The sequence below is a fragment of the Streptomyces sp. NBC_01255 genome (assembly GCF_036226445.1).
GTDB lineage: Bacteria > Actinomycetota > Actinomycetes > Streptomycetales > Streptomycetaceae > Streptomyces.
On the sequence record NZ_CP108474.1, the window covers coordinates 6,076,868 to 6,102,204 of the forward strand.

Sequence of the window (25,337 nt, forward strand, 5' to 3'; positions counted from 1 at the left end):
GTGGTTCTGAAAACCTTCGGCTGGTCGTTCGCGATCACTGCGCTCGGTCTGGTCGCAGCGGTGCTCTACGGGGGGTGGGAGGCATTCGGGATCGTCGCGATCCTCTGCGTCCTGGAGATCTCGCTGTCCTTCGACAACGCGGTGGTCAACGCCGGAATCCTGAAGAAGATGAATGCCTTCTGGCAGAAGATCTTCCTCACCATCGGTGTGCTCATCGCCGTGTTCGGCATGCGACTGGTCTTCCCCGTCGTGATCGTCGCGATCAGCGCCAAGATCGGCCCCATCGAGGCCGTCGATCTCGCTCTCAACGACGCCGAGCGCTACGAGCAGCTCGTGACCGACGCGCACCCGTCGATCGCGGCCTTCGGCGGCATGTTCCTGCTGATGATCTTCCTCGACTTCATCTTCGAGGACCGTGACATCAAGTGGCTCGGCTGGCTGGAGCGCCCGCTGGCCAAGCTCGGCAAGATCGACATGCTGTCGGTCTGCATCGCCCTCATCGTCCTGGCGATCAGCGCCATGACCTTCGCGACCCAGGCCCACCAGCACGGCGGTACGCACATCGACGCGGCGTCGACCGTCCTGCTCTCGGGCGTCTTCGGTCTCATCACGTACCTCGTCGTCGGCGGTCTCTCCAGCTACTTCGAGAACAAGCTGGAGGAGGAAGAGGAGCGCGAGCACGAGGCCGAGGAAGAGGCCAAGCGCAGCGGCAAGAAGGTCTCCGCGGTCCAGCTGGCCGGCAAGGCCGCCTTCTTCATGTTCCTCTACCTGGAGGTCCTCGACGCCTCCTTCTCGTTCGACGGTGTCATCGGCGCCTTCGCCATCACCAACGACATCGTCCTGATGGCGCTCGGCCTCGGCGTCGGTGCCATGTACGTCCGTTCGCTGACGGTCTACCTGGTCCGTCAGGGCACCCTCGACGACTACGTCTACCTGGAGCACGGCGCCCACTACGCGATCGGCGCCCTGGCCGCGATCCTCATGGTCTCCATCCGCTACGAGATCCCCGAGATCGTCACCGGCGGCATCGGTGTCGCCCTCATCGCCTGGTCCTTCTGGTCCTCCGTCCGGCGCAACAAGGCCCTCGCGGCGGCCGAGGGCGGCTCGGGCGGCGCGGGCGACAAGACAGAGGTCTCCTCCGGGGTGTGACACCCCCGGTAACGAGGAACGCTTCACTGCGGGGCGGTCGGTGCACCCGGCCGCCCCGCAGGCATGTGCGCGGTGACGAGTGTGCGATCAGTGGGGGGTGGGGGCGTCATGGCCTTCTGGGGCAACCTGTTTCCGGGGCGAGCGGCGCAGTTCGACATGGGCGGCGCCGCGTCGAACACGATCGATCTGACGAAGAGGCGCCCGTCGGTCTCGCTGACCAAGCAGGGCGCGGCGACCGGCAACCTCCGGGTCAACCTCTCCTGGCGGATGCGGACCTCCGACCTCGAAGGGCGCTCGCGCCAGAGCGGGCGGCTGCTCCGCAACCCCTCCCAGTTCTTCAAGCCCGAGGTCGTCCAGGCGCACACCCAGGGCATGGTCAACGTCGACCTGGACCTGGGCTGCCTCTACGAGCTCACCGACGGCAGCAAGGGCGTGGTGCAGCCGCTCGGCGGCTTCTTCGGCGACCTGAACGGCGCCCCGTACGTGAAGCTCAGCGGCGACGACCGCTTCGGCGGCTCCTCCGGGGAGACGATCTTCGTCAATCTGGACCAGCGGGACGAGATCAAGCGCCTGCTGTTCTTCGTGTACATCTACGACCAGACGCCGGCCTTCGACCGTACGCACGCCAAGATCACGCTCTATCCGAGCAACGGCCCACGGATCGAGATCGACCTCGACGAGCGCGCCCCGCAGGCCCGCTCCTGCGCGGTCTTCTCCGTGGACAACGTCAAGGGCGACCTGACGGTCCGCCGCGAGGTGCGGTTCGTGTACGGCTTCCAGGCCGAGCTGGACCGGCTGTACGGCTGGGGACTCCAGTGGGGGCGCGGCTACAAGACCAAGGCGTGACCGGTGCTCCCCACGGTCCTGGGGATCCCCGGGGCCTCAGGAATCCCCCGGGTCTCACGACCTGACGAACTGGGGGCCCATGGGCGGCATCCGGAACTCCGGAGCCGCGTGCGGGTCCGGCCGGTGGACGGGCTGCGGGTAGCCGTAGGCGGGAGCCGGGGGCTGGGCTGGGGCGTTCACCGGCTGCTGGGGGTACCCGTAGGCGGGCGCCCGGTCCGGCACGGGCGGCGCCGTCGGCTGCGGCGGTACGGGGGCGTGGATCACGGTCGCGTCGAGATCAGGGGCCCCGGCGACGGGGAACACGGGGGCCGGGGCGCCGGTGGTGCCCTCCTGGGCCTCGGGGAGGTCCTGGACGCCCTGAGCGGCTTCCTGAGCGGCTTCCTGGGCCGCCTCCTGCGCGTCCTCGTCGACCGAGATGCCGAAGTCCGTGGCGAGACCGACGAGGCCCGTCGGATAGCCCTGCCCCACCGCGCGGAACTTCCAGCCGTCCCCGCGCCGGTACAGCTCGCCGCAGATGACCGCCGTCTCCTCGCCGGTCTCCGCCGTCACGTCGAACAGCGCCAGCGGCTCGCGGTCCGGTCCTGCCGTCGCGTCGTACAGCAGGATCCGCAGGTCGGAGACGGACCGGAAGGTGCCGCCGTCGGAGGAGGCCGCGACGACCACCCGGTCGACCGAGGCCGCCAGGCCGGTCAGATCGGCCTCCACGGTGTCCGTAAGCCCCTGGGCCACCCGCTTCTTCGGCAGCCGCCGCACGCACCCCGAGGGGTGGCGCGGCTGGTTGTAGAACACGAAGTCCTCGTCGGACCGCACGCGCCCGTCGGCGCCCAGGAGCAGGGCCGAGGCATCCACGTCGGGGACCCCGGGGCCCGGGGTCCAGCAGAGCACGGCCCGTACGGCCGCGGTGTCGAGAGGGACGTTGGAGCCCTTCAGCATCGCGTGCGTCATGACCGCAATCCTGCCCTCCCGCCCGACCCGCGGACAACGCGGGGGCACCACCGATACCGGGACGGTATGACGGATGCTGACGAGTTACCTGAATTTCATGCACGAAGGGAACTACGGACACCCGCACCTACGTACTATTACCGGCCACATGTCGTCAGGGCCCAGAGAGGCAGACGGGGGACTTACATGCGTCATTTCGGGCACATCCCGTCCGCAACGCGGACCGGGTTGTTCCACAGCGAGCCGGCCGCGTTCACGGCCGACTCGCCCGCGCGCACGCTCGCCGTGGCCCTCGGTGCCACGCTCTACAGCCCGGCCACCCGGCCGCGGCTGGCCGACGACATCCGCAAACAGGCGGCGCGCGGAGTGGTCTCCATGGTGCTCTGCCTGGAGGACTCCATCAGCGACGCCGACGTCGCGGAGGGCGAGAGCAACCTCGTCCGGCAGTTCGCCGACCTCGCCGCCGGGTCCGTGACGGACGCCGACACCGCCACGGACGTACCCCTGCTCTTCATCCGGGTCCGCGATCCGCGCCAGATCACCGACCTCGTCGCCCGGCTCGGCGAAACGGTCCGGCTGCTGTCCGGATTCGTACTGCCCAAGTTCACCGAGACCCGCGGCCACGCCTTCCTCGAAGCGCTCACCCAGGCCGAGCGGACGAGCGGCAGGCGCCTCTTCGCCATGCCCGTCCTGGAGTCCCCCGAGCTCCTCCACCTGGAGACCCGGGCCGAGACCCTCGCCGGCATCGCCTCGATCACCGACAAGTACCGCGACCGCGTCCTCGCCCTGCGCCTCGGCGTCACCGACTTCTGCTCGGCCTACGGACTGCGCCGCTCGCCCGACATGACCGCCTACGACGTCAAGATCGTCGCCAACGTCATCGCCGACGTCGTCAACGTCCTCGGCCGCTCCGACGGCACCGGCTTCACCGTCACCGGACCCGTCTGGGAGTACTTCCGGCCCGGCGAGCGCATGTTCAAGCCGCAGCTGCGCCGCAGCCCCTTCCTGGAGGGCCGGGCCGAGGACCTGCGCACCGCCCTCATCGAGCACGACCTCGACGGACTGCTGCGCGAGATCGAGCTCGACCGCGCGAACGGCCTGCTCGGCAAGACCTGCATCCACCCCACCCATGTGGTGCCGGTGCACGCCCTCTCCGTGGTCAGCCACGAGGAGTGGAGCGACGCCCAGGACATCCTCCGGCCCGAACAGGGCGGCGGCGGGGTGCTGCGCTCCGCGTATACGAACAAGATGAACGAAGTGAAGCCGCATCGCGCGTGGGCCGAACGCATCCTCCTGCGCGCCGAGGTCTTCGGCGTCGCGAAGGAAGACGTCGGCTTCGTGGATCTGCTCACCGCCGGACTTGCCGGCTGACGAAAGGACGTCGACGACGTGGTGTGGACCGGAACGTGGGTCGCGGAGCGACTGGGCGTCGAACTGATCGGCGGCGAGGAGCTACCGGCCCTGTTGGGCCTCGCACTGCGTCGTAACCCCAAGCGGGCGCACCTGCTCGTCTCCAGCGTGCTCGGCAAGCACGTGCCGCAGCGGCCCTCCGTCGTGTACGGCTCCGGCCTCGGCCTCGGCGTACGCGTCCGCGAGCTCCTCGGCGACGAGGAGGCGGCGCGCTCGGTCGTCCTCGGCTACGCGGAGACCGCCACCGCCCTGGGCCACGCCGTCGCCGACGGCCTCGGCCTCGCCCCGTACCTCCACTCCACCCGGCGGCCGGTGGCCGGGGTCGCGCCCGCGGGCGGCTTCGAGGAGTCCCACTCGCACGCGACCTCGCACCTCCTGCTGCCCGAGGACCCCAAGCTCCTCGCCGCCGGCGGGCCGCTGGTCCTCGTCGACGACGAGTTCTCCACCGGCAACACCGTCCTCAACACGATCCGGGACCTGCACGCCCGCTACCCGCGCGAGCGGTACGTCGTCGTGGCCCTCGTCGACATGCGCTCCAGCGCCGACCTCGGCCGCCTGGACGCCTTCGCGGAGGAGATTGGCGCCCGTGTCGACCTGATCGCCGCGGCCGCCGGGACCGTACGCCTCCCCGAGGGGGTCCTGGAGAAGGGCCGGGCCCTGGTGGCGGAGCACGAGTCCGTGCACGCGGCGCCGGAGTCCGGGCACGCGGCGCCGGAGTCCGCGCACGTCCTCCCGGCGGCGGCCGTCGACGGGACGACGCCCGACCCCGTACGGGTGACACTCGCCTGGCCCAAGGGACTGCCCGACGGTGGGCGCCACGGATTCACGCCCGAGCAGCGCGACCGCCTGGAAGAGGCCCTGCCCGGCCTGGCCGCCTGCCTCGGGCAGGCCCTGGAGACACGGGAAGCGCCCGCCGCCGGGACGGACACCGTCACCGACACGGTCACCCGCGTCCTCGTACTCGGCTTCGAGGAGCTGATGTACGCGCCGCTGCGCCTCGCCGGCGCCCTGGAGGACGCCGGGCACGACGTCCGCTACTCCACCACCACCCGCTCACCGGTCCTCGCGGTCGACGACCCCGGCTACGCGATACGCACCCGGCTCGTCTTCCCGGCCCACGACGACCCGGCCGACGGCCCCGGCGAGCGCTACGCCTACAACGTGGCGGGCGCGGGCTTCGACGCCGTCGTCCTCGTCGTCGACTCCGCCGCCGACACCCCGGAGCTGCACGCCCCGGACGGCCTGCTCGCCCAGCTCGCCGCACACGTCCCGCACGTCGTGCTCGCGGTCGTCCCGTCGTACACGCCCACGGTCTCCGAAGCTCCCGAAAGGAGCTCCATGCTGCCCGAGCCCCTCCGCGGCCCCGCCTTCTCCTCGTACGCGCCCGAGGAGGTCGGCTGGCTGCTCCAGGACCTCTCGGGCGTCGAGCTGGAGGCGCCCACCGAGGAACGCGAGGAAGCCATCCAGAGCGGCGGCGCGCACTACGCCGAATCGCTCCCCGTCGAATACCAGCCCAGCGCCCGCTACCAGGACCTGTTCCACTCCGCCCTGGAGGGTTCCGCCGCCCGAATAGCCCGCGCGGTCGGCACCGTCACCGAGACCGTCCTCGCCGAGCGCCCCGGCCGCACCCCCGTGCTCGTCTCGCTCGCGCGGGCCGGCACCCCGGTCGGCGTCCTCATGCGCCGCTGGGCGCAGGCCCGCCACGGCCTCGACCTCCCGCACTACGCCGTCTCCATCGTGCGCGGCCGCGGCATCGACGCCAACGCGCTGCGCTGGCTCGCCGCCCACCACGACCCCGCCGACGTCGTGTTCGTCGACGGCTGGACCGGCAAGGGCGCCATCACCCGCGAACTCGCCGAGGCGGTCAAGGAGTTCGAGGCGAGCGCGGACGGCGTCCCGGGCTTCGACCCGGAGATCGCGGTGCTCGCCGATCCCGGTTCCTGCGTCCGCACGTACGGCACCCGCGAGGACTTCCTCATCCCCTCCGCCTGCCTCAACTCCACGGTCTCCGGCCTGATATCCCGCACCGTGCTCCGCTCCGACCTCGTCGGCCCGAACGACTTCCACGGCGCCAAGTTCTACCGCGAACTGGCCGGTGCCGACGTCTCCGGCACCTTCCTCGACGCCGTCGCCGCCCGCTTCGACGAGGTCGCCGAGACCGTCGACGTGGACGTCAAGGAACTCCTCGCGGCCGACCGCACCCCCACGTGGGAGGGCTGGGCCGCCGTCGAGCGGATCAGCGAGGAGTACGGCATCCACGACGTCAACCTGGTCAAGCCCGGCGTCGGCGAGACCACCCGCGTCCTGCTGCGCCGCGTCCCCTGGAAGATCCTCGCCAAGCGGGGCGCCGGCGAGGACCTGGCACACGTCCGGCTGCTCGCCGAGCAGCGCGGTGTGCCGGTCGAGGAGGTCGACGAACTCCCGTACACCTGCGTGGGTCTGATCCACCCTCAGTACACGAGAGGCGCGACGGGCGCGGACGGCAAGGCGGTGGTGTCCCAGTGAGCACGCCACTGAACTCGACGCCACTGAACTCGACTCCGCCGAACCCGACTCCGCCGAACTCGACTCCGAGCACGACGCTGGTCGCGAGCGACCTCGACCGCACCCTCATCTACTCGAGCGCGGCCCTCGCCCTCGGCATGCCCGACGCCCAGGCGCCCCGGCTGCTCTGCGTCGAGGTCCACGAGTCGAAGCCGCTCTCCTATATGACGGAGGACGCGGCGGACCTCCTCACGCGGCTGACCGACGAGACCGTCTTCGTCCCGACCACGACCCGGACGCGCAAGCAGTACCAGCGCATCCAACTCCCGGGAGCCACACCGAAGTACGCGATCTGCGCGAACGGCGGGCACATCCTCGTCGACGGCGTCACCGACCGCGACTGGCACGCTACGGTCGTGAACCGGCTGGCCGAGGAGTGCGCGCCGCTCTCCGAGATCCGCGCCTACCTCACCGCCACCACGGACCTGTCGTGGGTCCGCAAGCACCGGGTGGCCGAGGACCTCTTCGCCTACCTCGTCGTCGAGCGCGAGCGGCTCCCCGAGGAGTGGCTGGGACGCTTCGGCGCGTGGGCGGGGGAGCGCGGCTGGACCGTCTCGCTCCAGGGCCGCAAGGTGTACGCGGTGCCGAAGCCGCTCACCAAGAGCGCGGCCGTCCGCGAGGTCGCCCGCCGCATCGGCGCCACGCTCACCCTGGCGGCGGGGGACTCGCTCCTCGACGCCGACCTGCTGATGGCCGCGGACCGGGCATGGCGCCCCGGCCACGGCGAACTCGCCGAGAGCGAGTGGACCGCCCCCCACCTCGACGTCCTCGCGGAACGCGGGGTCGCGGCGGGGGAGGAGATCCTGCGCCGCTTCCGCGCGGCGGCGGCCGCCTAGCCGCAGCAGCCCCCACCGCAACAGCCACCGCCACCGCCGCCGCCCGCGCCCTGCGTGGGGGCGGCGGTGGCGGTGCTGCTGCCGCCGACGGCCACGGCCGAGAGCAGCTTTACGGTGTCGTCGTGCCCGGCGGGGCAGGCGGCGGGGGCGGAGGACTCGGCCATGGGACGGCTGAGCTCGAAGGTGTCGCCGCAGGTGCGGCAGCGGAATTCGTAACGAGGCATGGGGACAGGCTAGCGGCGCCCGGGCGAGGAGGGCAGTGCCCGAAAGCCCCGCGGGCTCGGCGACCGAGACCGCGCGGGAGGCTCAATGGCCGGCGGCGGCGCCCCGGTCCTCTCGGATCTGCTCGACGACGCGGGCGGCGTCGGCGCGGACGGCTTCCAGCTCGGTCAGGAAGTGCCAGTAGTCCGGGTGCCGGCCCTCCAGCGTGCCGACGGCCCGGTCGAGCCGAGCGACGGCCTGGTCGAGGGGGCGGGCGTGGCGCGGGTCGGGGGTGTTGCGCCCGGCCATCGCCAGCCGCTGGGCGTCCCGTACCGCGAACCGGGCGCGGTCGGTCTCCGCCTTCGGGTCCTTCGCGACGGCGTCCAGGCGGTGCAGCCGCTCCCGGGCCGCCGACACGGCCTCGTCGGTCGAGTCGAGGAGCGCGCGGACGGTGGAGAGCAGGGAGGTCGCGTCGGGCCAGCGCTGCTCCGTGCGGGCCTTCGAGGCCTCGGCGAGCCGCTCCTCGGCCTGCCGGAGCGTCTCGGCGGCCTGCTCGGGCACGTGCTGGAGGTCCTGCCAGCAGGCGGCGGAGAACCGCCGCCGCAGCTCCGAGAGGATCGGCTCGACGCCTTCGGTACGGGTGGTCAGCGCTTCGGTACGGGTACGGAGGGAGACGAGCCGCCGGTCGATCTCGGCGGCGCGCTGCGGCAGCCGCTCGGCCTCGGCGCGTACGGCCTCGGCGTCCCGCAGGACGCGGTCGGCGCGCTGAAGGGTCTCGGCGACGCCGTGGCGTCCGGCGCCTTCGTTGAGCCGGGTCAGTTCGGGCCCGAGCTGGGCGAGCCGCAGGGCGAGGTCGTCGGCGCGCAGGCCCCCGTCCCGTACGGCGTCGAGTGCGCCGCTCGCGCCGCGCAGCGCCTGACGGGCCCGCTCGACGGCCGGGGCGAGCCGGGCGAGCTGGGTCTCGGCGCGGTCGAGGAGCGGCGTGAGGCCCTGCTCGAAGCGATCGAGCTCACCCTTCACCCGGTCCAGCTCGTCCTTGGCGGCGCTCAGTTCGGCGCGGGCGCGCCCGGCGGTGGCGGCGTCGAGCTCGTCACGGTCGAGGTCATGGGCGTCGACGGCGCTGATGTAGAGGTGGCTGACCTCGTCGATCCGGCGCCCGAGCGCCTCGAACCCCTCGACGGCGCGGCGCGCCTCGGACGAGCTGTCGGCAGCGGTGATCGTCTCGATGGAGATCCGCAACCCGCGCTGGGCGGTGTCGAGCTCGTAGAAGGCGGCCGCGGCGGCGTCCTTGGCGGCCTGGGCCTCGGCCCGCTGTCCCTCACCGCGCCCGCCGAACCAGCGACGCGTACCGCCCCCGGCGAAGGCCTGCGGCAGCAGCGCCCCGACCAGCAGCGGCAGCGCGAGGGCCAGCCGGAAGGTGGCCGGAATCCTGGGCGTCGCACTGCCCCCAGGGGGCGTCCTGCCGTCGCTCGCCGCCACGTACCTCTCCCCGTGCTGTGTCCGCCGTCTCCGGTCCGGTTCATTCTCCCACCCGGTAAGGACGAACACACGGGCCGGTCAGTTCGCCGTTCGCACGACGATGTCACCGTTGTCGCTACGGACGCTCACGGAGTGCTCGCTTCCGTCGCGGCGGGGCACGTCGACGCGGACGTCGCCGTTGTCGCTGGCCGCGGTGGCGGCGTACTCGGCGGTGGGCAGCGTGACGTCGACGTCGCCGTTGTCCGAGACGACGTCGACCTGGCGGGGTACGGCTCCGAGGGCGACCCGCACGTCGCCGTTGTCGGACCGGACGCGCACCGTGGGCGACCTGGTGCCGCCCTCGACCGTCAGGTCGCCGTTCTCACTGCCGAGATCGAGCGCCTCGCTGCTCCCGGCGACCCGTACGTCGCCGTTGTCGGACCGCACCTTCAGCGGCGTGGCGAACCCCTCCGCCGTGATGTCCCCGTTCTCGTTCTCGACGGTGACGGCGACGTCGCGCGGCACCTTGACGCGGTGCACGGCGGGGCAGCTGGAGGCGATGCCGTCGCATTCCACCCGCAGCGTGAGCCGCCCGCCTTCCAGCTTCCAGCTCGCGTCGGGCCCCGACCCCATGAACACCCACCCGTCGACCTGCCGCTCGACGAGGACGTCGTCGACGTCGGCGGGCGTGACGACGAGCTCGGAGTTGTCGGAGTCGACGACGAGCGCGCCCCCGTCGAACGCGAACGTCTTCTTCTCGACCGGCGCCTCACCGGCATCGGCCGTCCCACAGGCACTGAGCGCGAACAGAGCGACGAGGACCCCGCCGGCGGCGAGGAACGGGTGGCGTGTGGTCATGGCGATGTCGATCCCCCAGTAGAAAACGTCGGTACGTCGACGGTACGAGCCAGCCACCCCCCGTCACGATCCGGCAACCCACCGTCCGAAGGGTGGGGCTACCCCCCCCCGCCCACCGACAACGGATTCGGCCCCGCCCCGTCGGCCATGTAGGCTGTTGCCTCCTCCACGGGTGCGTAGCTCAGGGGTAGAGCGCTGCTCTTACAAAGCAGATGTCGGCGGTTCGAAACCGTCCGCGCCCACCAGCCCAAAGGCCCCTCGTCAATCATGACGGGGGGCCTTTGACATCTACATCTGACATCAACAGGGACGGTCGATCACGACCGCGGACGCCTCCTGAGCAGCCGGTCCATGTGGCTGACGGCCTCGCGTTGCGTGTCCTGGACGACGTGGGCGTAGACGTTCATCGTGACAGCGATCTGGCTGTGTCCGAGGATCTCCATCACGACGCGGGGAGCGACGCCAGCGGCGGTGAGGAGCGTCGCCGTCCCGTGGCGGGCATCGTGCAGGCGGATGACGCGAAGGCCGGCGTTCTTCGCGACGCGGGTGAACGAGCGGTAGAGGTTGCGCGGCTCGATCGGCTTGCCGGTGCGGGTGGTGAAGACGTAGCCGGTCTCCTCCCACTTCTCCCCGGCGAGCTCGCGGGCAGCGGCCTGCTTGAGACGCTGCCATCGCAGGGGAGCGACGCAGATCCCGGGCAGGAGAAGTGTCTGCTTGCGGCGCCGCCCCTTGGGGTCGTCCTCGTACACCTCTCCGCCGACCCGCTGGCGTTGCGTCCGTACGCGGATCTCACGCTTGTCGAGGTCGACGTTCTCCCAACGAAGACCGACGATCTCACCGCGACGGAAGCCGAGCGCGATGGCGAGCACGAACGCGGCGTACAGCGGGTCCTTCCGGGCAGCGGTGAGGAAGTCGAGCGTCTCGTCCAGCGACCAGGGGTCCAGGTCTCGATCCGCCACTGTCGGCGGCTCGACGAGCGTGGCGACGTTCCGTGTAACGAGCTCCTCGCGGCAGGCCGCGGTGAGAGCCGTCCGCAGGACGCGATGCGACTCCTTCGCCGTGGCGGCGCTGGTCTTGTTCTCCAACGCGACGACGAACTTCCGTACGTCGGCGACGCTGAGGGACTCCAGCCGCTTGGAGCCGATCATCGGGACGAGGTAGAGCCGGACGTGCACCTCGTACTTGGCGGCCGTGGTCCGCTTGCGACGGGGCTTGACGATGTTGTCGAGCCAGTACGGCAGCCACTCGGCCAGCTTCATGGACCGGGTGGGGACCGGGATGCCGTTGTCGACCTTGTCCAGCAGTGCGCGGCGCTTGGCGTCGCAGTCGGCCCAGGTCTTGCCGTACACGTACTTGCGGGCGCGGGTGCCGTCCGGCTGGAGGACGTAGACGGCGGCCTGGTAGCGGCCGTCCTGGCGCTTGGTGATGGTGCCGGAGCCGTTGGGGTTGCGCTTGCGCGGGGTGGCCATCAGGCTGCCTCCTCGATCTCGTGATTGATGAAGTCCCGTACCGAATCGGCGGGGACGCGCCGCGCCCGCCCGATGGTGATGGAGGTCAGGCGGCGCGAGCGGATGAGGTCGTAGACCGTGGAGCGTCCGAGCTTGAGGAGCGCCATGACCTGGGGCACGGTCAGTAGTTCGGCGGGGGCAGTAGCGGTGGTCATGCTGGGGCTCCTTCCAGGGCCAGTTGGTCGCGCAGGGCCTCGCGGGCGGTCTCGCGGTTGAGCTGGATGTCCCGGGCGATGGACGCGGCCAGGGCGGCCTCACCGGGTGAGTGGCCCTGGCCGGCGTACTGCCAGGAGGTGAGGACGAGGACGGTGTCCGGCTCGACGTCGGCCAGGCCACGGGCGGTGCGTTCCTGGGCGGCGCGGTAGTCGGCGCGGGTCTGGCGCAGTTCGCCGAGGGTGGTGGAGTACTGGCGGGACTTGGTGGAGAAGTGGCCGCGGAAGCCGAGCATGTGAGCCCAGGCGAGGAGCCGGCGGTCTGGGTAGAGCGGGTCGAGGTCGAAGCAGGCTTCGACGAGGCGGCGGGTGTGGTCGGGGACGCCGAGGAGGAGCAGGGCTTCGCGGTTACCGACACGGCGGTCGAGGCTGCCGGTGGTCTCGGCGGCTTTGGTGGCGTACTTGGCGATGTAGGAGGCGACGGCCTGTTCGGTGATGTCGGAGCCGTCCCCGAAGGCTTTGACGGGCCGGATGTCGAGCTGGGTGCCCCAGCGGAGGCGGTGTGAGGGCTGATTGCCGACGGCGGGGACGGTGATCGTCGTGTACGCGTGGGCGGCGGCGGTGTGGATGGCTTGGGTGAGGAGCTCGGTGGTGGCCCAGGACGGGGGCGGGGTGTCCGGTCCGTCGGGTCCGTCGAGCCGGACCACGGCGTGGAAGTGGACGGCGCCCCGCTTCTGGAACTCGGCCACCTTCCCGTACGAGAGCCGGAGGACGTCTTTCAGCGCTCGCTGGGACAGTCCCGCGGAGGCGGCGAGCTCTCGGCGGAGGCGGGTCGTGAACCGCTGCCAGAGCTGTCCGGCGTGGTTGTTGAAGAGGACGGCGCCTTCGTAGTCGTACGACGCAGGGTCGAGGGGATTCCCCAACTCGGCTGCGTCCTCGGCGTGCCAGGTGCCGCAGCGGCAGGGGCGCGTATCGGGACGGTTGTGGACTGGTCCGAACGACGGGGCGGTGAGGGTGAGGAAGACACGGGGGTGGTCGCGGACGGCGGTGGGGATATCGCGGCCGTCGTCCCCGGCAAGGCCTGCGCGGATGAGGTGGTAGGTGTCGCCGGCGTAGGTCCAGGCGCAGGAGGGGCAGCGGGAGGCACGGCGGTTGCCGCAGGCGATGCGGAGGCGCCCGTCCGGCTCGGTGTCGGTGGAGTAGCGGTGGAGGGTCTCGCCGGTGGCCTTGTCCTGGGAGAGGGTCCACCCAGTGAGGTGGATGGGGCTGGAGCAGCCGCCGGTGCGGTGGATCTGCTCCTTCCAGCGGTCGTACCCGGGGGACGCGGCCACCCGGAGCATGTCGCTCAGGGTGGCCGAGTCCAACCCCATGAGGGGCGGGGTCTCGATCACGCGGCCACCGCCGGGGAGGCCGGGCGGAGGGTGAAGTGGGCGTCGTGGTGGTCGGCCATGATGGGCGGGCGCCTTCCGGTTCTCTGGACTGGGTAGGGGCGGGGCTCCCGGGCGGCGGAGACTTGGCGGTTGAGCCGCCCGGGAGCCCGACTAGCGGTGATTGCGCGGGCTGTTGAGGAGCGAGCGCATGACGACGGCGCAGACGGCGACTGAGGCGGCGCTGATGGCGACGGCGAGGAGCATCGAGACGAGGACCGTGCCGACGATGAGGACGAGTCCGGCGCCGCCGGCGACGACCGTGACGAGGCCGGTCGGGGTGAGGCGGACGGCCGGGACCTGAACCCGCGGCGAGGCCGGGGCAGGGGTGTGGTCGTGGTGGCAGGTGGCCGGCTCGATGTCGGTCGTCGTGGCGGCGGTCGGCTGGCTGAGTGGGGTGACGATGCCGGTCGGGAGCGGGTTGACCGGGATGCGCGGTCGGAACATGGCGGGTCTCCCTACTTGGTGATCGGGTCGATGAGCGGCGCAAGGACGCTGTCGGCGAGGAGGTAGCCGCCGAGGAGGATCACGACGACGAGCCACCAGGGCGGCCGGATGAGCTTGATGCCGAGGGCGCCCACGACGACCAGGGCGAGCCAGAGCGGAACGTCCACGAGCGGTATCCGTTCAGTTGGCGATGCGGCAGCGGTGGGTGCGGGCGGCGAGCTGGGCGGCGGACGAACTGGAGTAGTCGGAGGACCAGCCGCAGCGGTCGGAGGTGCAGACGGCGGCGTACTTGGTGTGACCGTGCCGGTCGCGGTGGGTGCCGATCTGCACGGGGCCGATCCGCATCACGGAGTGGAAGTGATCGCGAGGGGCCATCGCTCAGATCTCCTTCGAGAAGTCGTCGGCGTGCTCGCGGAGCCACTGGCGGATCTCGGCCGACTCGAACTCGTCGGCGGCGATGATCACCGGTTCGGCGATGGCCATGGCGTCCACCAGGCGGTTGCTCCGGGTCAGTTCGGCGGCGAGCTCCAAGGCGTGCCGGGTCGAGTCGCGCATGAATGGATCTCCCTCTCAGGCGAGTTGGGCGGAGATGGCGTCGGCCATCTGAGGCGGGACGCCGAGGCGAGTACGCAGGGTGTCGGCGTCGATCGGGTAGCCGGTGCGGGCGCGGTGATCGTCAGCGACCTTCTGGGCGTGAGCGACCAGAGCTGGAGGGACAGCGACGGCAGTGGGTGTGGGCTCCGGCTCCGGATCGACGGCTGGTAGCGCTGACGGCGATGCGGGACCGGCATCCGGTTCGTACGAGTCGCTTCGCTCGATGACCGTGTCGACGGCTGCGGATTCCGCGGGATGAGCCGGCGGCGCGGGCACGGCTGGCGTGTGGACGAGGAGGGTGCCGCCGAGGAAGGCGAGCGCGGGCCATCCGGCAACGAGGATGCGCAGCCAGTCGGGCACGTCGGTGAGGTCGAGGAGGCCAGCGGTGGCGACGTTCGCGCCGAGCGACGCGACCAGGGCGACGGTGAACCAGGTCCACGCCGAGCGGGCGGAGTCCCCAGCGGCCCGGAGGCTCCGGAGGCGGCGCCAGGCGGCGACGAGCAGGAGGTCGACGGAGACGGGGTAGGCCCACGCTTTCCATCCGGTCTGGCCAGCCGCTTCGGCGAGGTCGTGAAGGTGGGCGAACGACAGGGCACCGGCGATCACGGCCTGTACGAGAACGGCGTCGGGTCGCAGTGTCGAGCGCATCGCGGGGGCCTCCTTCCGGTTTTGGGCATGGGAGGGGTAGGGACAGGGCGTGAGGCGGTCACGCCGACCGTGGAGCGGGGGTGTCAGGCGATCGCAGGAGCCGCGGCGGCGGAAGGCTCCGAAGCCTTGGCCAGGGGAGGCAGGACGGGCCGGAAGGCGTCCAGTGCGGAGATCTCCGGAGTGCGGTGGGCGTGGCCGTTGCAGGCGTTCACGGCCCGTCGCAGGGTGAGGTGCGGGGTGCGGATGCGAACCCAGCCGCCGGAGGCGTCGCCGACAACGGCGGTACCAGGCCGGTCGGTGGGGATCTGGACAATGGCCAGCACGGCGTCCGGGGCGATGTCGCCGAAGGCCATGTTGGCGCTGGTCTCGTCGTTGACGCGGTGGGCGGTACGGCCGGTGAGCTGGGCACGGAGCATGGTGATGCCCTTGCCGAGTTCGGAGCCGAAGCGCTGCCCGCAGATCTCCAGGTAGATGCCGGCTGCACGCCCAAGCTGGGAGAGACGGACCAAGGAGGTAATGATCCGATCCCGGCGCTTCTCCTCGTCCTTCGTGGCGAACAGGGCGAGTTCGGCGACCTCGTCGACCATCAGGACGATCGGGGTCGGGCGCAGGTGATCGGGCAGGTCCCAGATGTCTGCGGTGATCTCCGCATCAGGGAGATCCGCACTCAGCCGCTGTTCGCGCCGGATGAGCTGATAGACGTCTTCCATGTGCCCGACGAGCGCGTCGAGGAGGTCGGCCGCGGTGTCGGGGTTGTCGGCGAGGGCGGTGAACCGACGGGCAAGCGGCGCGAGTTCGACACCTTGCTTGCAGTCAATCCCGACCAGGGCGACGTCGAGCGCGGCGAGAGCGGCGACAAGGTTGCGCTGATAAACGGACTTGCCGGACTGAGTGGCACCGACGTTCAGCGCGTGCGGGATCTGCCGGTAGTCGCGGTAGTAGACCTCTCCGTCCTCTCTCATGGCGACCGGAACCCGCATCACCCCACCACCCGGCAGGGCGGGCATCTGGACCCGCTTGAGGACGTCGTAACCGGTCATCCGCAGCTCGACAACACCGGATCGAATCTCCCGGGCGGTGACGTTCCGCATGACGAACGAGTGCCGCAACCGGTCTGACGCGGCGGAGAAGTCGAACGCGTCCTGACCAGGCCGGAGCTTCACCCGCAGTACCAGCCCCGTCCGGGTGGGCCGCAGTCGCAGGATCCGAGGTGCCCGAGCCTCTGGGACGGGCCGGCCGGCCATCCGGGCCAGTGCGAGGCGCCAGCGAGGGGGCGGGACGGTCAGCCCGCACGCGTCCATCACGGAGGAGTACCGGCCGAGGACCCGCACGAGCGCGAAGAGGATGCCGAAGGTCATCCAGTACCAGGCCGGACGCTGCCACCGCAGCAGCAGCGCGACGGAGGCGACCAGAGCGAGGGCGACCGATAACCCGGTCATGATCAGGCAGCCTTCGCGGCGGCGAGGGAGGTGACGGCGACGGCGCGGAAGCTGATGCCGTGGCGCTTCTGGCCGTTGAACTCGTTCTCCCACGGCCGGGCGACGACTCCGGTCAGGGCGACCGGGGTACCCATCGTCAGCTCGCCGGAGACCCCGGTCGAGGGCACGACCAGGTTCAGGATCTCGGCGCTGCCGTCCATGACGAACATGACGTCAACGGTCATCAGCGTCGCGCCGGTCTCGCGGTCGGTGGCGACCTCGCCGGTCTGCCGGTTCGCGATCTTCGGGGCCGGGGGCTGGGCCACCATCACCATCGCAGTGGACGTGTCGACGGGGATCTGACGCACAGTGGATCACTCCTCTATAGATGATGAACTCCGTCACTCATGTATAGGAGTGACATGAAGAAGAGTGCCCGACTCCTGTACATGAGTCAACCCGCTGCGAAGAAGAAACCGCAGCGGGCTGTGGGGAGTTGAGCGAGCGTCAGTCGGTGGCAGGGATCCGATACTGGAAGACGAACTGGTCAGCGGCCATGAGGGTGTCGCAGACCTCGACGACGCGCCCCTTCTTGGTCACCGCGTCCCGCAGCAGGTGAACCACAGGAGCTCCGGGGCTCAGAGCCAGCTCCGAAGCCTCTGCCTTCGCGGCCGGCCGCGCCTGGAGCGTCTCGACGAACTCGACGAAGGTGTGCCCGTGGTCTTCGAGCCGGGCGTAGATGCCGCCAGGCCCAGGGTTCTCGGCGAACAACTCAGGGATGTCCTTGACGACATCCCACGGCAGGTACGACGAGGCTGTCTCAACAGGGGTCCCGTTCCGGAAGTACAGACGCCGCCGCGCGAGCACCTGCGTACCCACGTCGACGCCGAGCCGCTCGGCGATGTCCGCCGGCGCTTCCATAGGCCCGATGTAGAGGACGCTGACCTTCGCGGTGGCGCCGGACTGCGCGGACTCAGCGAGGTACGCGGCTTTGCCGCCCCGCCGGTGCGAGGCACGGAACCGATCCGAGGAGCGGAGCCGTACAGGAGGCCGATCCTTAACGATCGAACCCTTCCCGTGCCGAGTGTCCACGAGACCACTAGCCCGCACCTCGACCATGGCCTTACGAATGGTCCCCCCGGCGACCCCATAGCGCTCCACGAGCTCCGACTCACTGGGCACCATGTCGCCGGGCTTGAGGACGCCGGCCCGGATCTGCTGAACGATCTCGTTGGCGATCTGCACGTACCGCGGTACGGCCCGATCACCTCCCACTGAAGTTCCCACGGTCCTACTCACTCTCCTATGCTCCTGTACATGAGTAACAGCGCCCGCGAAGCCCAGTCAACGCCACTGCACTCCGTGTCTGTGGCGGGAGCAGTGGTCCGCGACGACGGGCGCCTCCTCGCGATCCGCCGAGCGGACAACGGAACGTGGGAACTCCCGGGCGGAGTCCTCGAACTCACCGAGGCCCCCGAGGCCGGCGTCGCCCGCGAGGTCCTGGAGGAGACGGGCATCCACGTAGAGGTGGACGAGCTGACAGGCGTCTACAAGAACACGACGCGAGGCATCGTCGCCCTGGTCTTCCGCTGCAAGCCGTCAGGCGGCACCGAGCGAACGTCGGACGAGTCGACCGCGGTCGACTGGCTAACACCGGCAGAGATCGAGGACCGAATGTCCGAGGTCTACGCGATCCGCCTCCTGGACGCAGTCGACGGAAACGGCCCTCACGTCCGCAGCCACGACGGACGCCACCTGATCAGCCAGCAGTGAGCCCGAATCCCGGATCAAGGATGAGCCGCGAAGAAGCGATCCCCCTCGTCCAACGCCTGATGAGCCCGGAGACGCCCGACGAGGAGTCCTCGGAGATCCTGGCAGTACTGCAACGAGGCTTGGCGTGCCCGCACATCGGTGACTACATCTACTGGAACCCCGATCCGGAGCCGACGGCGGAGAAGATCGTCGACAGGGCCATGGCCTACGAGCCGATCGCCCTCTAAGGCCCCAGACGCCACAGCGCGATAAGACTTTCTCTACTTCATCAAGGCACCCGCCGCGCACGGCGCGGCGCGCGCGGCCCGTCACCCGGGCCTGCGCTCCTGTCTACGCCCCGCTCCAGCCCGGCCGCCGTCCGCACGCCTGACAGCTTGGGTTGATGGGCAGCCAAGCAGGCCTCCAAGCACGGCAACCGTCACATGGCACGCGTAGCCACGAGCGCCGCCGACTGCGGCCAAGACGGGCGACCAAAAGACGGCTAGCAGCGAGGGAGGGGTGGCCTCTTGCGCATGGCCGGCCGACTGCCGGGCCTGAGGAGGGCCAGGCGCCGTACCCCTGCCGTCACGGATGACGGGAGCGTGAGGCGACCGCACCACCGGGAAGGGGCGGGCGGGGAGCAGCTGCTGCCGCGATGTGGCGGGGGCCGGTGTGGTCGCTCCGCGTCGGTACCGGTTTCACCGTGGCTGAAGAGCGCGTCGTCTCGACATCAGGATCTGTGATTGACGGCAGACGGGTAAGAGTTAGGGGTAAGTGGCGGCGACAGCAAGTCGGCCATATTCTCCCCGTTTGGCGTATCGTCCTTATCCGACATCGGAAGGAACGACTGATGGCAGGGCGTAAGAGAGATCCGGGAGCGGAAGTACGTGATGAGCGCACCACCGTGCGATGGACGAAGAGTGAGTTAGAAAGGCTAGAGAGAGCCCGCGAAGCGCTAGGAATCGAGTACACAACAGATTTCGTGAGGGTCTTGGCGCTCCGACAGCTAGACCTGCTGGAGTCCGCAAGCGCGCAACTCCTCACAGATTGAGTCGCACTGTAGCTCGTTGTATGTTCCTGTACAGCGAATGAGGGTCAGAAGCTGTTGCGCCACTTTCCTGCCAGAAACAGCGGGGAAGCACGGGGACTCGGGAGCAACGACAGTTTATCTCCCGGGCGGTGCTCAGTTTAGAAACTTGCAGGTCACGCAAACGATCGGCCTCCCGCTCTCCTGCAGCGGTCATTGCTCGACCCACCGCTGCAGGCTGGCGCAGGCTCCCGTGCACTGCCATCTTCGGTGAAGTGCCCCCAGGAAACCATTTCTGGCCGGCGGGACAGATCAGCCCCGACACATTGGCAGGTGGTGCTCTGGCGGACGGCGGCTAGAGCAGCCGCGAACGCCTCGTCGTCCCAAGACAATAGATTCCAGCACAGGTCGTTCCGTGGGTAGAGCGACTCTTAACGATGCCGAGTCACTACTCCAGGAAACGCAAAGAGTTCATGATCAGGTAAGCCTCCCCGTCTACATACTCAGGATCCATGTCATATTCTTCTTCGAATTCTTCGGAATCGTCTGCATCCTCCGGCATCCAATCTTCCAGCAAGACCGTAATGCCCGGCCATTTATCCTCCCAAGAGCCACCATATCGCATGACGTACTGAGCCCCGTGGCTGATTAGATCCTCGTCTACGCCGTCGGGGTCATCGAAGTACCTGACCAGGAGCTCTTCAAGCATCTGATCAGCTTGCAAGCAGAGATCCACCCGAATTTCTTCATCAACGAAATCGGCAAGATCCATCGCATGGCTAGCCGCTACAAAGATGCCGTAGTCGCCGCGATCCCTATTAAACAAGGAAGTTAGACCCTCCAGTCTAACTGAGTGATGGAGGGCCGCAATTCTCCGATTCGCAGACCTACTGGTGAGCCGAATCAGGGAAATCACATCTGCGGTCGCAGCCCTGTAGACGAAACCGGACCGGCTCAGACTCCGGACTACCACACCTTCAAGTTCAGGAACATGCATCTCGCTGGCGATCGCCAAGCAGACCGCGACCCTCCCAGCCTTAGTGGAGGCTGTCGCTCCGTCGCTTTCCAGTGTCGCTAGTGCGGCATTTTCAATCTCAGCTTGGAATCGGGCAAGGTTCAAGCGTGCAGGCAATTCCGAATCTTCCGGCGCATCGTGATACGACCACAGAAGTTCTACTTGACGAAATGAATAGGGCTCGTCAAGCACTTTTTTGACCAGGTCATACTCTTCGCAGAATTTCATCAGGATAAAGTCATTGATGGATGGGTTCTCGAATTCAATGCGCTCATTGCCTTGATCACCAATCAGACGAATAAGCGTGCCATCGAGGACCCGCAAACTTGCCTTGAATTGCAGCAAGCTACGACTTGAGAATTCTAGATAGGCCTCCCCCAAGGTCGATAGCGATACCTTTCCGCCCAAAGAGAAGAGAAGGTAGAGGACTTCACGATCGCTCTCCTTTAGCTGGTGGTCGAAAACGTGACGCCACAGCCCCATCGGATTGTTCAAGGCCGCTATAACTTGATGCCCTGGTTCACCTAGATCGGGCTCGAAGGGCAGAGATAGAAGGTTGGATATGGCTCTGGGATTGAAGCTTTTATGTCTAATGATTGGGCGATACGCATCTGGCCACGCGAAATCGCTCTTAGCCGAAACTGGCCACTCCGACCAGTAGACATGGTTGTAGAGTATTTGAGCCTTCTCCTCTCGACCCAAATAATCTAGGCTGACGGTAAATTTGAGTCGGTCGAGATCCCCTCGATCCATGCGCTCATACTTTTGCCTAGCTTGTTGAAGGATGTACTCGCGAGTCGTACACACCAACCTTTTGGTGGGATCCTTTCGAATCCTATGGATCAACGAAAGAAGTCGACTGTCTTCATTCTTCTGCAGCTTGTCATCCAGTGAGGTCTGACCGAGGAAGTCGTCGTAGACGAATACCTGAGGCTCTTTATCCCGCCACATGCGGTAAATATCTTCTACATTTTCAGATACCTCGACGAGCTCGAACCCGCGATCTGCGTAACGCGCACAAATGACCTGAGCCAATGTTGTCTTACCCACTCCGGGAGGGCCTGAAATCAATACCACGTGGTTCACCTCTGCAAGGTCCAACGCCTTTCGCATATCAGGACTGGGTACATATGTGCGCAGAGTTTCCTTAATTTCATCGGCGAAGTGGAGTGATCGAGTGATCACATTCTTTGAGAGCATGGCTTCAAGGATCGTCGCATCATTAAGCCACAACCTCATATGTTTGCGGATTATCTCGGGATTGCTTTGCAGGAATGCTGTAATCTCAGATATTCCGAAGATATCGCCTGTTTCGAGAATGTAGGGTCGGAATCCATCTAGGATCTTCTCCTTCGCGGATGGAGTCATCTCGACAGAGGTGGCCAAGATGTAACGCATAGGCGTTGGCTTAATTCGATCCAATTTGGCCAGCTCACTGTCCAGCAGGTGCCTAATCAGCTTAGGGCGCCCGCTTTTCATCCAATGCTTGCACTGGATGACGATGTTCTGGTTCGGCCCGAGATATCGAAGATCAATCCCGCCATCAGGACCGCTGGCGAATATTTCGAGCCTGACGCCGAGAATGTGCTCAAACATATCTTTACAAAGGCTCTCGAAGTCCAGGTCTGACAGTTTTTGCAGATCGAGCAAGTCCATGGTCTCCGGCCCCCAAGGCATCTCACGCTGTGCAGAAAGATCGTAGTCCTCGGACATCGTTCTGAGAGGGAAGATTCGGCAGGCTTGAGCGAGCGCCACCGCCCTGCGACGCGGATGGAGTTGCCGAGCCCTCAGGCCCAAGGGCTCCTAGTCCGTGGCCGATTCGTGGACGAGTCCTCAGCAACTAGCCACTCACAGAACGCCGACCAGGCCGTACTCGTTGAGCGCAAGCCCTCTCCGGAGCCGCTTGCGGTCGGCGTCATCATGGTCGGCATGAATCCTGAATTCGGCAGTGCCCCGATCGAGAGCACCCAGGTCACGGCCGTGGGCGACGGTGCCGGGCTAGTTTTCACGTGGGATGCGGACGCGCGGATCGAGGTGCGAGGCCTCGGGGGTGAGGTCGTCATCGAGGCGAACGCTGCGGGCCTCCGGACGCTGGCCGGGCACCTGCTGGTGCTGGCCGGTGATGGCGTCCCCGATGGGGCTCACCTCCACCTCGAAGACAGCAACGGGCTGGAGGACGGGTCCGTCGGCTTGGTGCTGGAGCGCAGCGACGAGGAGTAGTACCGCCGGCGCGCGGCTCGCGGACGGCGCTGGTCGGGCCGTCTGTGGGCCGTGCGAGGGGGCTCACGGGTGACCGAGGGCGACCAACAGTGACAGGTCGGCCACGAGGGTGACCCGGGAACGCGCAGGTCAGCGGGCCCTCCACCTACTGGTTCGCCCCCGGGGGTGGCGGTCAGGCAAGATGGGGTGTTTCTTGCTTCGCGGGCAGGTCGAGTTGCTTGTGGTGGTGCCAGATGAGGTAGCGATCCTCTCTGCGCAGTTCTGCAGAGCCTCACCCGATGCGCATGCCCCCTTTACGTCATAGGGCAGGCGACGAGGGCAGTTTCACGTCCTCCGACAGCCAGGCGCGGTCGGGATGGGGTTCTGGCTCGTCGAGGCCCAGATCGAAGGTTTGCTTGCATGGGCTCGGGTCCATGCCGGCGTATCAAGTCGGCGTGGAAGCCGTGGCGCGTCGCAGTCGTGAGGCCGTGAGAGGGACGTCCTTCTTCGCGGGAATGGAGCGGGTAACAAGCCATCTGCTCCACCTGCCATTGAATGACCCACCGGAAGGCCCCTGGCCCACGGAGCTGCGAGCCTCCATCGAGCAGCAGCGAGGAGTGCGAGGACAGCACTGCACGACGGGCGACCGGGCGGTGAGAGCCTGATTTGGCCGGCGTGCTTACATCCCCATCTCCGGAGCGACCTCCTGAGAAGGCGTCGCAATTACGGATCCCGTCAGCACCAGCCACTATACGCGGACCGATCAAGGTCCGGACGTAGTCCGGACCTGATCACGCAATACCCCTCTTGCGCCCAACTTCTACCGAATTCCTCCCTGAAGAGGGTCGGAGCACGCGCAGTGTCCTTAGATTGCTATCTCGAGCGACCAGATGCGCCTTCTCGTTAAGTGCGTCTCGCAGATAGTCGATTGCTTCACGAGTTACCTCGTAGCCCTCAAGGATGATTGGGACACCGGGTGGATAGAGCTCTACGGATTCGGCGGCGATAGATCCAACCGCTTCAGACAGTAGAACCTCCTGGCTTAGGTAATTCGCATAGCGGACGACTTCATAGGGCCTCATCTTCTGCCAGTTCCCTGCAGCACTAAACGGGTTATCGAGGAGCTTCTTCTCTCCCTTTAGTTCTTCTCCTCGTAGTACATTCGTGATGGCCGTCACCGCACGATCGACAGCTCCCTCATGCAGTTGGAAGGTTGTCACAAGGACTACGCTATTAGGGCCGGCGCGCTCAACAATGACTCCCTTTTTAGCAAGTGTCTTTGCAAGCGTGAATCCTGATATGCCGTATCCAGATAGTCCGAGCGTCGTCTTTGTGGGGTCTATGCCTGTGCACGAGTACTTGAAAAGAGAATCATCATCGGTCAAGCCCAAGATCTCGAGATGCGGAAGATTCCTCGCTAGCCCCGCCCTCAGGGACTCACTGCGTTCAATGCTGACTTCAAGGTACCTCGAGCCACGTTCGTCAAGTAGGCGCAGGGCGGCATCAATGGAACCCAGGAGATGATAACTAGGGCTCGTTGTGACGTACTCGCGGTACGCCTCTTCCATCATTACTTCTTGAACGCGACCATTATGCCAGTGAAGGAGCGCACCTTGCTGTAGCGAGCCGGCCATCTTGTGGGTGGACTGAACAGCTATATCTGCGCCCTCCGTCATGGCCGCCTTTGGTAGGTGTGCGTAGGAGGGGAAGAAGGGGAGGTGGCCACCCCAGGCTTCGTCGACCACGACAATAACGTCGCGAAAGCTTTCGCGGATGTCGTGAATGATACCCACCGTGTCCGCACCTAGACCTTCATAGGTTGGCGAAGTGTATATCACGGCGAGAGTCTCAGGGTAACGACTTAGGCCGTTTCTAACGTCCTTCATCTTAGGCGGCAAAATGGCGTCGAAGTGAGGATCGTATTGCGGATCAGGCAAGAAGCGAAAATCGATGGAAAACATCTTCAAAGCATTTATTACCGAATGGTGAACGTTTCGTGCCACGAGTACGAGCGCATCGCGTCTTTCCAATGCCAGCATGCGAAGTACGACTGCGTTGGCGCCAGTAGACCCATGCGGCGACAGAAACGTACGATCAGCACCATAGATCTTCGCGGCGAATTCTTCGGCCGCTCGGAAGTGACCACTGTGTTGGAGTAGATTACCGAGAGATTCCGCCGAGACTGATACGTCGTCGTATTCATCTACTACCTTATGCTGATTAGGCAGGATAGACGGCGTGCACCAGCGGTCTTGCGTGCTCACCAGGTTGTTAAGTGCATTCACCAGAGGTGACTCCGGAGGGGGCGGCGATTCATCTGCGGAGTAACTCATCGAGTACCTACCGGGCCGGCTTGCGATTCGAGCGCCAAGATTGTCCGAGCACGCCTCATCAGCGTTGCGGCCTATGTGATGGGATGGGCATACGGTGAACTTCGAAGGGCATCGGGCGTGATCGTGGGCCCTTGTCTCCGCTCTTCTCCTTCATGGTAGGTGTCTGTTCTCCGCGCCGCATCGCGCGATCTGTTCTGCCAGCGGCTCCATCGAGGTGACGTTGTTAACCGCCCGCCGGTGGCCGCGGACAAGCCCCTGACGCCGGCGGCTGGGCCCGGCCATGTTCTGAACCGCAACAGCATCCTGCTCCAAGGCCGCGTTACGAGCTCAAGTTCAGTAGCGCGGAAGTCGTACAGCGTTGACCGACAGAGACGCCAACACACTGTGATCAGCCGTCTCGCATGCAGCCCGGCCCATCCTCGGTCTGCGGACTAATCGTGGACCGACGACGGGTGCCAAGTCATCCTCGTCACCCTGACCTGGCGAAATGTGTGAGACGCACGGGGCCTCCGGAGCCGTGCCCAGAGAAGCCCCGGACTGAGTCCGGGGCTTCTCGTCGTTGCTGGGGGT

At 67.2% G+C, this 25,337-nt stretch carries 25 protein-coding genes and 1 tRNA gene; 9 read left to right on the forward strand and 17 right to left on the reverse strand.

The genetic code is table 11. The features are described from left to right. Nucleotides 1–1,149, forward strand: a complete 1,149-nt coding sequence (locus OG357_RS27505) for a DUF475 domain-containing protein (protein ID WP_329623700.1) — start codon at nucleotides 1–3, stop codon at nucleotides 1,147–1,149. 108 nt (nucleotides 1,150–1,257) lie between these two features. Further along, nucleotides 1,258–1,995 (forward strand): TerD family protein, encoded by a 738-nt coding sequence (locus OG357_RS27510; RefSeq protein ID WP_329623701.1) that lies wholly within the window; start codon nucleotides 1,258–1,260, stop codon nucleotides 1,993–1,995. Nucleotides 1,996–2,049: 54 nt separating this feature from the next. Here OG357_RS27510 and OG357_RS27515 read toward each other — a convergent pair whose 3' ends face one another. After that, complete coding sequence (locus tag OG357_RS27515; RefSeq protein ID WP_443066741.1) at nucleotides 2,050–2,940, reverse strand: TerD family protein; 891 nt, start codon at nucleotides 2,938–2,940, stop codon at nucleotides 2,050–2,052. Between the two features lie 186 nt (nucleotides 2,941–3,126). Here OG357_RS27515 and OG357_RS27520 point away from each other — a divergent pair, with 186 nt between their 5' ends. The 3 genes from OG357_RS27520 to OG357_RS27530 are packed head-to-tail and all read left to right on the forward strand — an operon-like array spanning nucleotide 3,127 to nucleotide 7,730. Beyond that, nucleotides 3,127–4,311 (forward strand): HpcH/HpaI aldolase/citrate lyase family protein, encoded by a 1,185-nt coding sequence (locus tag OG357_RS27520; protein WP_329623702.1) that lies wholly within the window; start codon nucleotides 3,127–3,129, stop codon nucleotides 4,309–4,311. Between the two features lie 18 nt (nucleotides 4,312–4,329). Continuing rightward, the gene (locus OG357_RS27525) at nucleotides 4,330–6,855 is read left to right on the forward strand and encodes a phosphoribosyltransferase (protein WP_329623703.1); all 2,526 of its coding nucleotides are present in this window, start codon (nucleotides 4,330–4,332) and stop codon (nucleotides 6,853–6,855) included. Nucleotides 6,856–6,878: 23 nt separating this feature from the next. Then, entirely contained in the window at nucleotides 6,879–7,730 is an 852-nt protein-coding gene (locus tag OG357_RS27530; RefSeq protein ID WP_329625713.1) for an HAD family hydrolase, read from the forward strand. Here OG357_RS27530 and OG357_RS27535 read toward each other — a convergent pair. The 3 genes from OG357_RS27535 to OG357_RS27545 form a co-directional block, all read right to left on the reverse strand. After that, complete coding sequence (locus OG357_RS27535) at nucleotides 7,727–7,954, reverse strand: FmdB family zinc ribbon protein (RefSeq protein WP_329623704.1); 228 nt, start codon at nucleotides 7,952–7,954, stop codon at nucleotides 7,727–7,729. The genes OG357_RS27530 and OG357_RS27535 overlap by 4 nt on opposite strands. Nucleotides 7,955–8,036: 82 nt before the next feature. After that, entirely contained in the window at nucleotides 8,037–9,359 is a 1,323-nt protein-coding gene (locus OG357_RS27540) for a hypothetical protein (protein ID WP_329625714.1), read from the reverse strand. A gap of 129 nt (nucleotides 9,360–9,488) precedes the next feature. Next, nucleotides 9,489–10,247, reverse strand: coding sequence for a DUF4097 family beta strand repeat-containing protein (locus OG357_RS27545; RefSeq protein WP_329623705.1), 759 nt, complete (start codon nucleotides 10,245–10,247; stop codon nucleotides 9,489–9,491). Between the two features lie 170 nt (nucleotides 10,248–10,417). On the opposite strand from OG357_RS27545, the gene OG357_RS27550 reads away from it, so the two are divergent. After that, nucleotides 10,418–10,492 (forward strand) — tRNA-Val (locus OG357_RS27550). Nucleotides 10,493–10,564: 72 nt separating this feature from the next. On the opposite strand, the gene OG357_RS27555 is transcribed toward OG357_RS27550, so the two are convergent. The 11 genes from OG357_RS27555 to OG357_RS27605 form a co-directional block, all read right to left on the reverse strand. Further along, nucleotides 10,565–11,716 carry a tyrosine-type recombinase/integrase gene (locus OG357_RS27555; RefSeq protein WP_329623706.1) on the reverse strand — a complete coding sequence of 384 codons (1,152 nt, stop codon included), beginning with the start codon at nucleotides 11,714–11,716 and terminating at the stop codon, nucleotides 10,565–10,567. After that, nucleotides 11,716–11,910 (reverse strand): helix-turn-helix domain-containing protein, encoded by a 195-nt coding sequence (locus OG357_RS27560; RefSeq protein WP_024761271.1) that lies wholly within the window; start codon nucleotides 11,908–11,910, stop codon nucleotides 11,716–11,718. The genes OG357_RS27555 and OG357_RS27560 overlap by 1 nt, the downstream gene beginning before the upstream one ends. Further along, entirely contained in the window at nucleotides 11,907–13,277 is a 1,371-nt protein-coding gene (gene repSA / locus OG357_RS27565) for a replication initiator protein RepSA (protein WP_329625715.1), read from the reverse strand. The genes OG357_RS27560 and repSA overlap by 4 nt, the downstream gene beginning before the upstream one ends. 171 nt (nucleotides 13,278–13,448) lie before the next feature. Then, the gene (locus tag OG357_RS27570) at nucleotides 13,449–13,781 is read right to left on the reverse strand and encodes a SpdD-like protein (RefSeq protein ID WP_329623707.1); all 333 of its coding nucleotides are present in this window, start codon (nucleotides 13,779–13,781) and stop codon (nucleotides 13,449–13,451) included. A gap of 11 nt (nucleotides 13,782–13,792) precedes the next feature. Continuing rightward, nucleotides 13,793–13,948, reverse strand: coding sequence for a hypothetical protein (locus tag OG357_RS27575; protein ID WP_198540530.1), 156 nt, complete (start codon nucleotides 13,946–13,948; stop codon nucleotides 13,793–13,795). A gap of 13 nt (nucleotides 13,949–13,961) precedes the next feature. After that, nucleotides 13,962–14,156 (reverse strand): mobile element transfer protein, encoded by a 195-nt coding sequence (locus OG357_RS27580; protein WP_329623708.1) that lies wholly within the window; start codon nucleotides 14,154–14,156, stop codon nucleotides 13,962–13,964. A 3-nt stretch (nucleotides 14,157–14,159) separates the two neighbouring features. After that, a complete protein-coding gene (locus tag OG357_RS27585; RefSeq protein WP_329623709.1) occupies nucleotides 14,160–14,336 on the reverse strand; it encodes a hypothetical protein in 177 nt (58 codons plus the stop codon). Between the two features lie 15 nt (nucleotides 14,337–14,351). Next, complete coding sequence (locus tag OG357_RS27590) at nucleotides 14,352–15,023, reverse strand: DUF2637 domain-containing protein (RefSeq protein WP_329623710.1); 672 nt, start codon at nucleotides 15,021–15,023, stop codon at nucleotides 14,352–14,354. An 83-nt stretch (nucleotides 15,024–15,106) separates the two neighbouring features. Next, on the reverse strand, nucleotides 15,107–16,462 hold the full coding sequence (locus OG357_RS27595) for an FtsK/SpoIIIE domain-containing protein (RefSeq protein ID WP_329623711.1): 1,356 nt from the start codon (nucleotides 16,460–16,462) through the stop codon (nucleotides 15,107–15,109). A 2-nt stretch (nucleotides 16,463–16,464) separates the two neighbouring features. Then, nucleotides 16,465–16,809, reverse strand: coding sequence for an SCO3933 family regulatory protein (locus tag OG357_RS27600; protein WP_024761265.1), 345 nt, complete (start codon nucleotides 16,807–16,809; stop codon nucleotides 16,465–16,467). Nucleotides 16,810–16,948: 139 nt separating this feature from the next. After that, nucleotides 16,949–17,728, reverse strand: a complete 780-nt coding sequence (locus tag OG357_RS27605) for a GntR family transcriptional regulator (protein ID WP_107105804.1) — start codon at nucleotides 17,726–17,728, stop codon at nucleotides 16,949–16,951. Nucleotides 17,729–17,746: 18 nt separating this feature from the next. On the opposite strand from OG357_RS27605, the gene OG357_RS27610 reads away from it, so the two are divergent. Together OG357_RS27610 and OG357_RS27615 are read left to right on the forward strand one after the other, a co-directional pair. Continuing rightward, entirely contained in the window at nucleotides 17,747–18,214 is a 468-nt protein-coding gene (locus OG357_RS27610) for an NUDIX hydrolase (protein ID WP_329623712.1), read from the forward strand. Between the two features lie 20 nt (nucleotides 18,215–18,234). Then, complete coding sequence (locus OG357_RS27615; protein ID WP_329623713.1) at nucleotides 18,235–18,441, forward strand: e9imm peptide; 207 nt, start codon at nucleotides 18,235–18,237, stop codon at nucleotides 18,439–18,441. A gap of 1,227 nt (nucleotides 18,442–19,668) precedes the next feature. Here the strand turns inward: OG357_RS27615 and OG357_RS27620 are convergent. Beyond that, nucleotides 19,669–21,948, reverse strand: a complete 2,280-nt coding sequence (locus tag OG357_RS27620; RefSeq protein ID WP_329623714.1) for an ATP-binding protein — start codon at nucleotides 21,946–21,948, stop codon at nucleotides 19,669–19,671. A 108-nt stretch (nucleotides 21,949–22,056) separates the two neighbouring features. Between OG357_RS27620 and OG357_RS27625 the strand changes: the two genes are divergently transcribed. Further along, the gene (locus OG357_RS27625) at nucleotides 22,057–22,455 is read left to right on the forward strand and encodes an Imm32 family immunity protein (RefSeq protein WP_329623715.1); all 399 of its coding nucleotides are present in this window, start codon (nucleotides 22,057–22,059) and stop codon (nucleotides 22,453–22,455) included. Nucleotides 22,456–23,225: 770 nt separating this feature from the next. On the opposite strand, the gene OG357_RS27630 is transcribed toward OG357_RS27625, so the two are convergent. Further along, the gene (locus tag OG357_RS27630; RefSeq protein WP_329623716.1) at nucleotides 23,226–24,767 is read right to left on the reverse strand and encodes an aminotransferase class I/II-fold pyridoxal phosphate-dependent enzyme; all 1,542 of its coding nucleotides are present in this window, start codon (nucleotides 24,765–24,767) and stop codon (nucleotides 23,226–23,228) included. Between the last annotated feature and the right edge of the window lie 570 nt (nucleotides 24,768–25,337).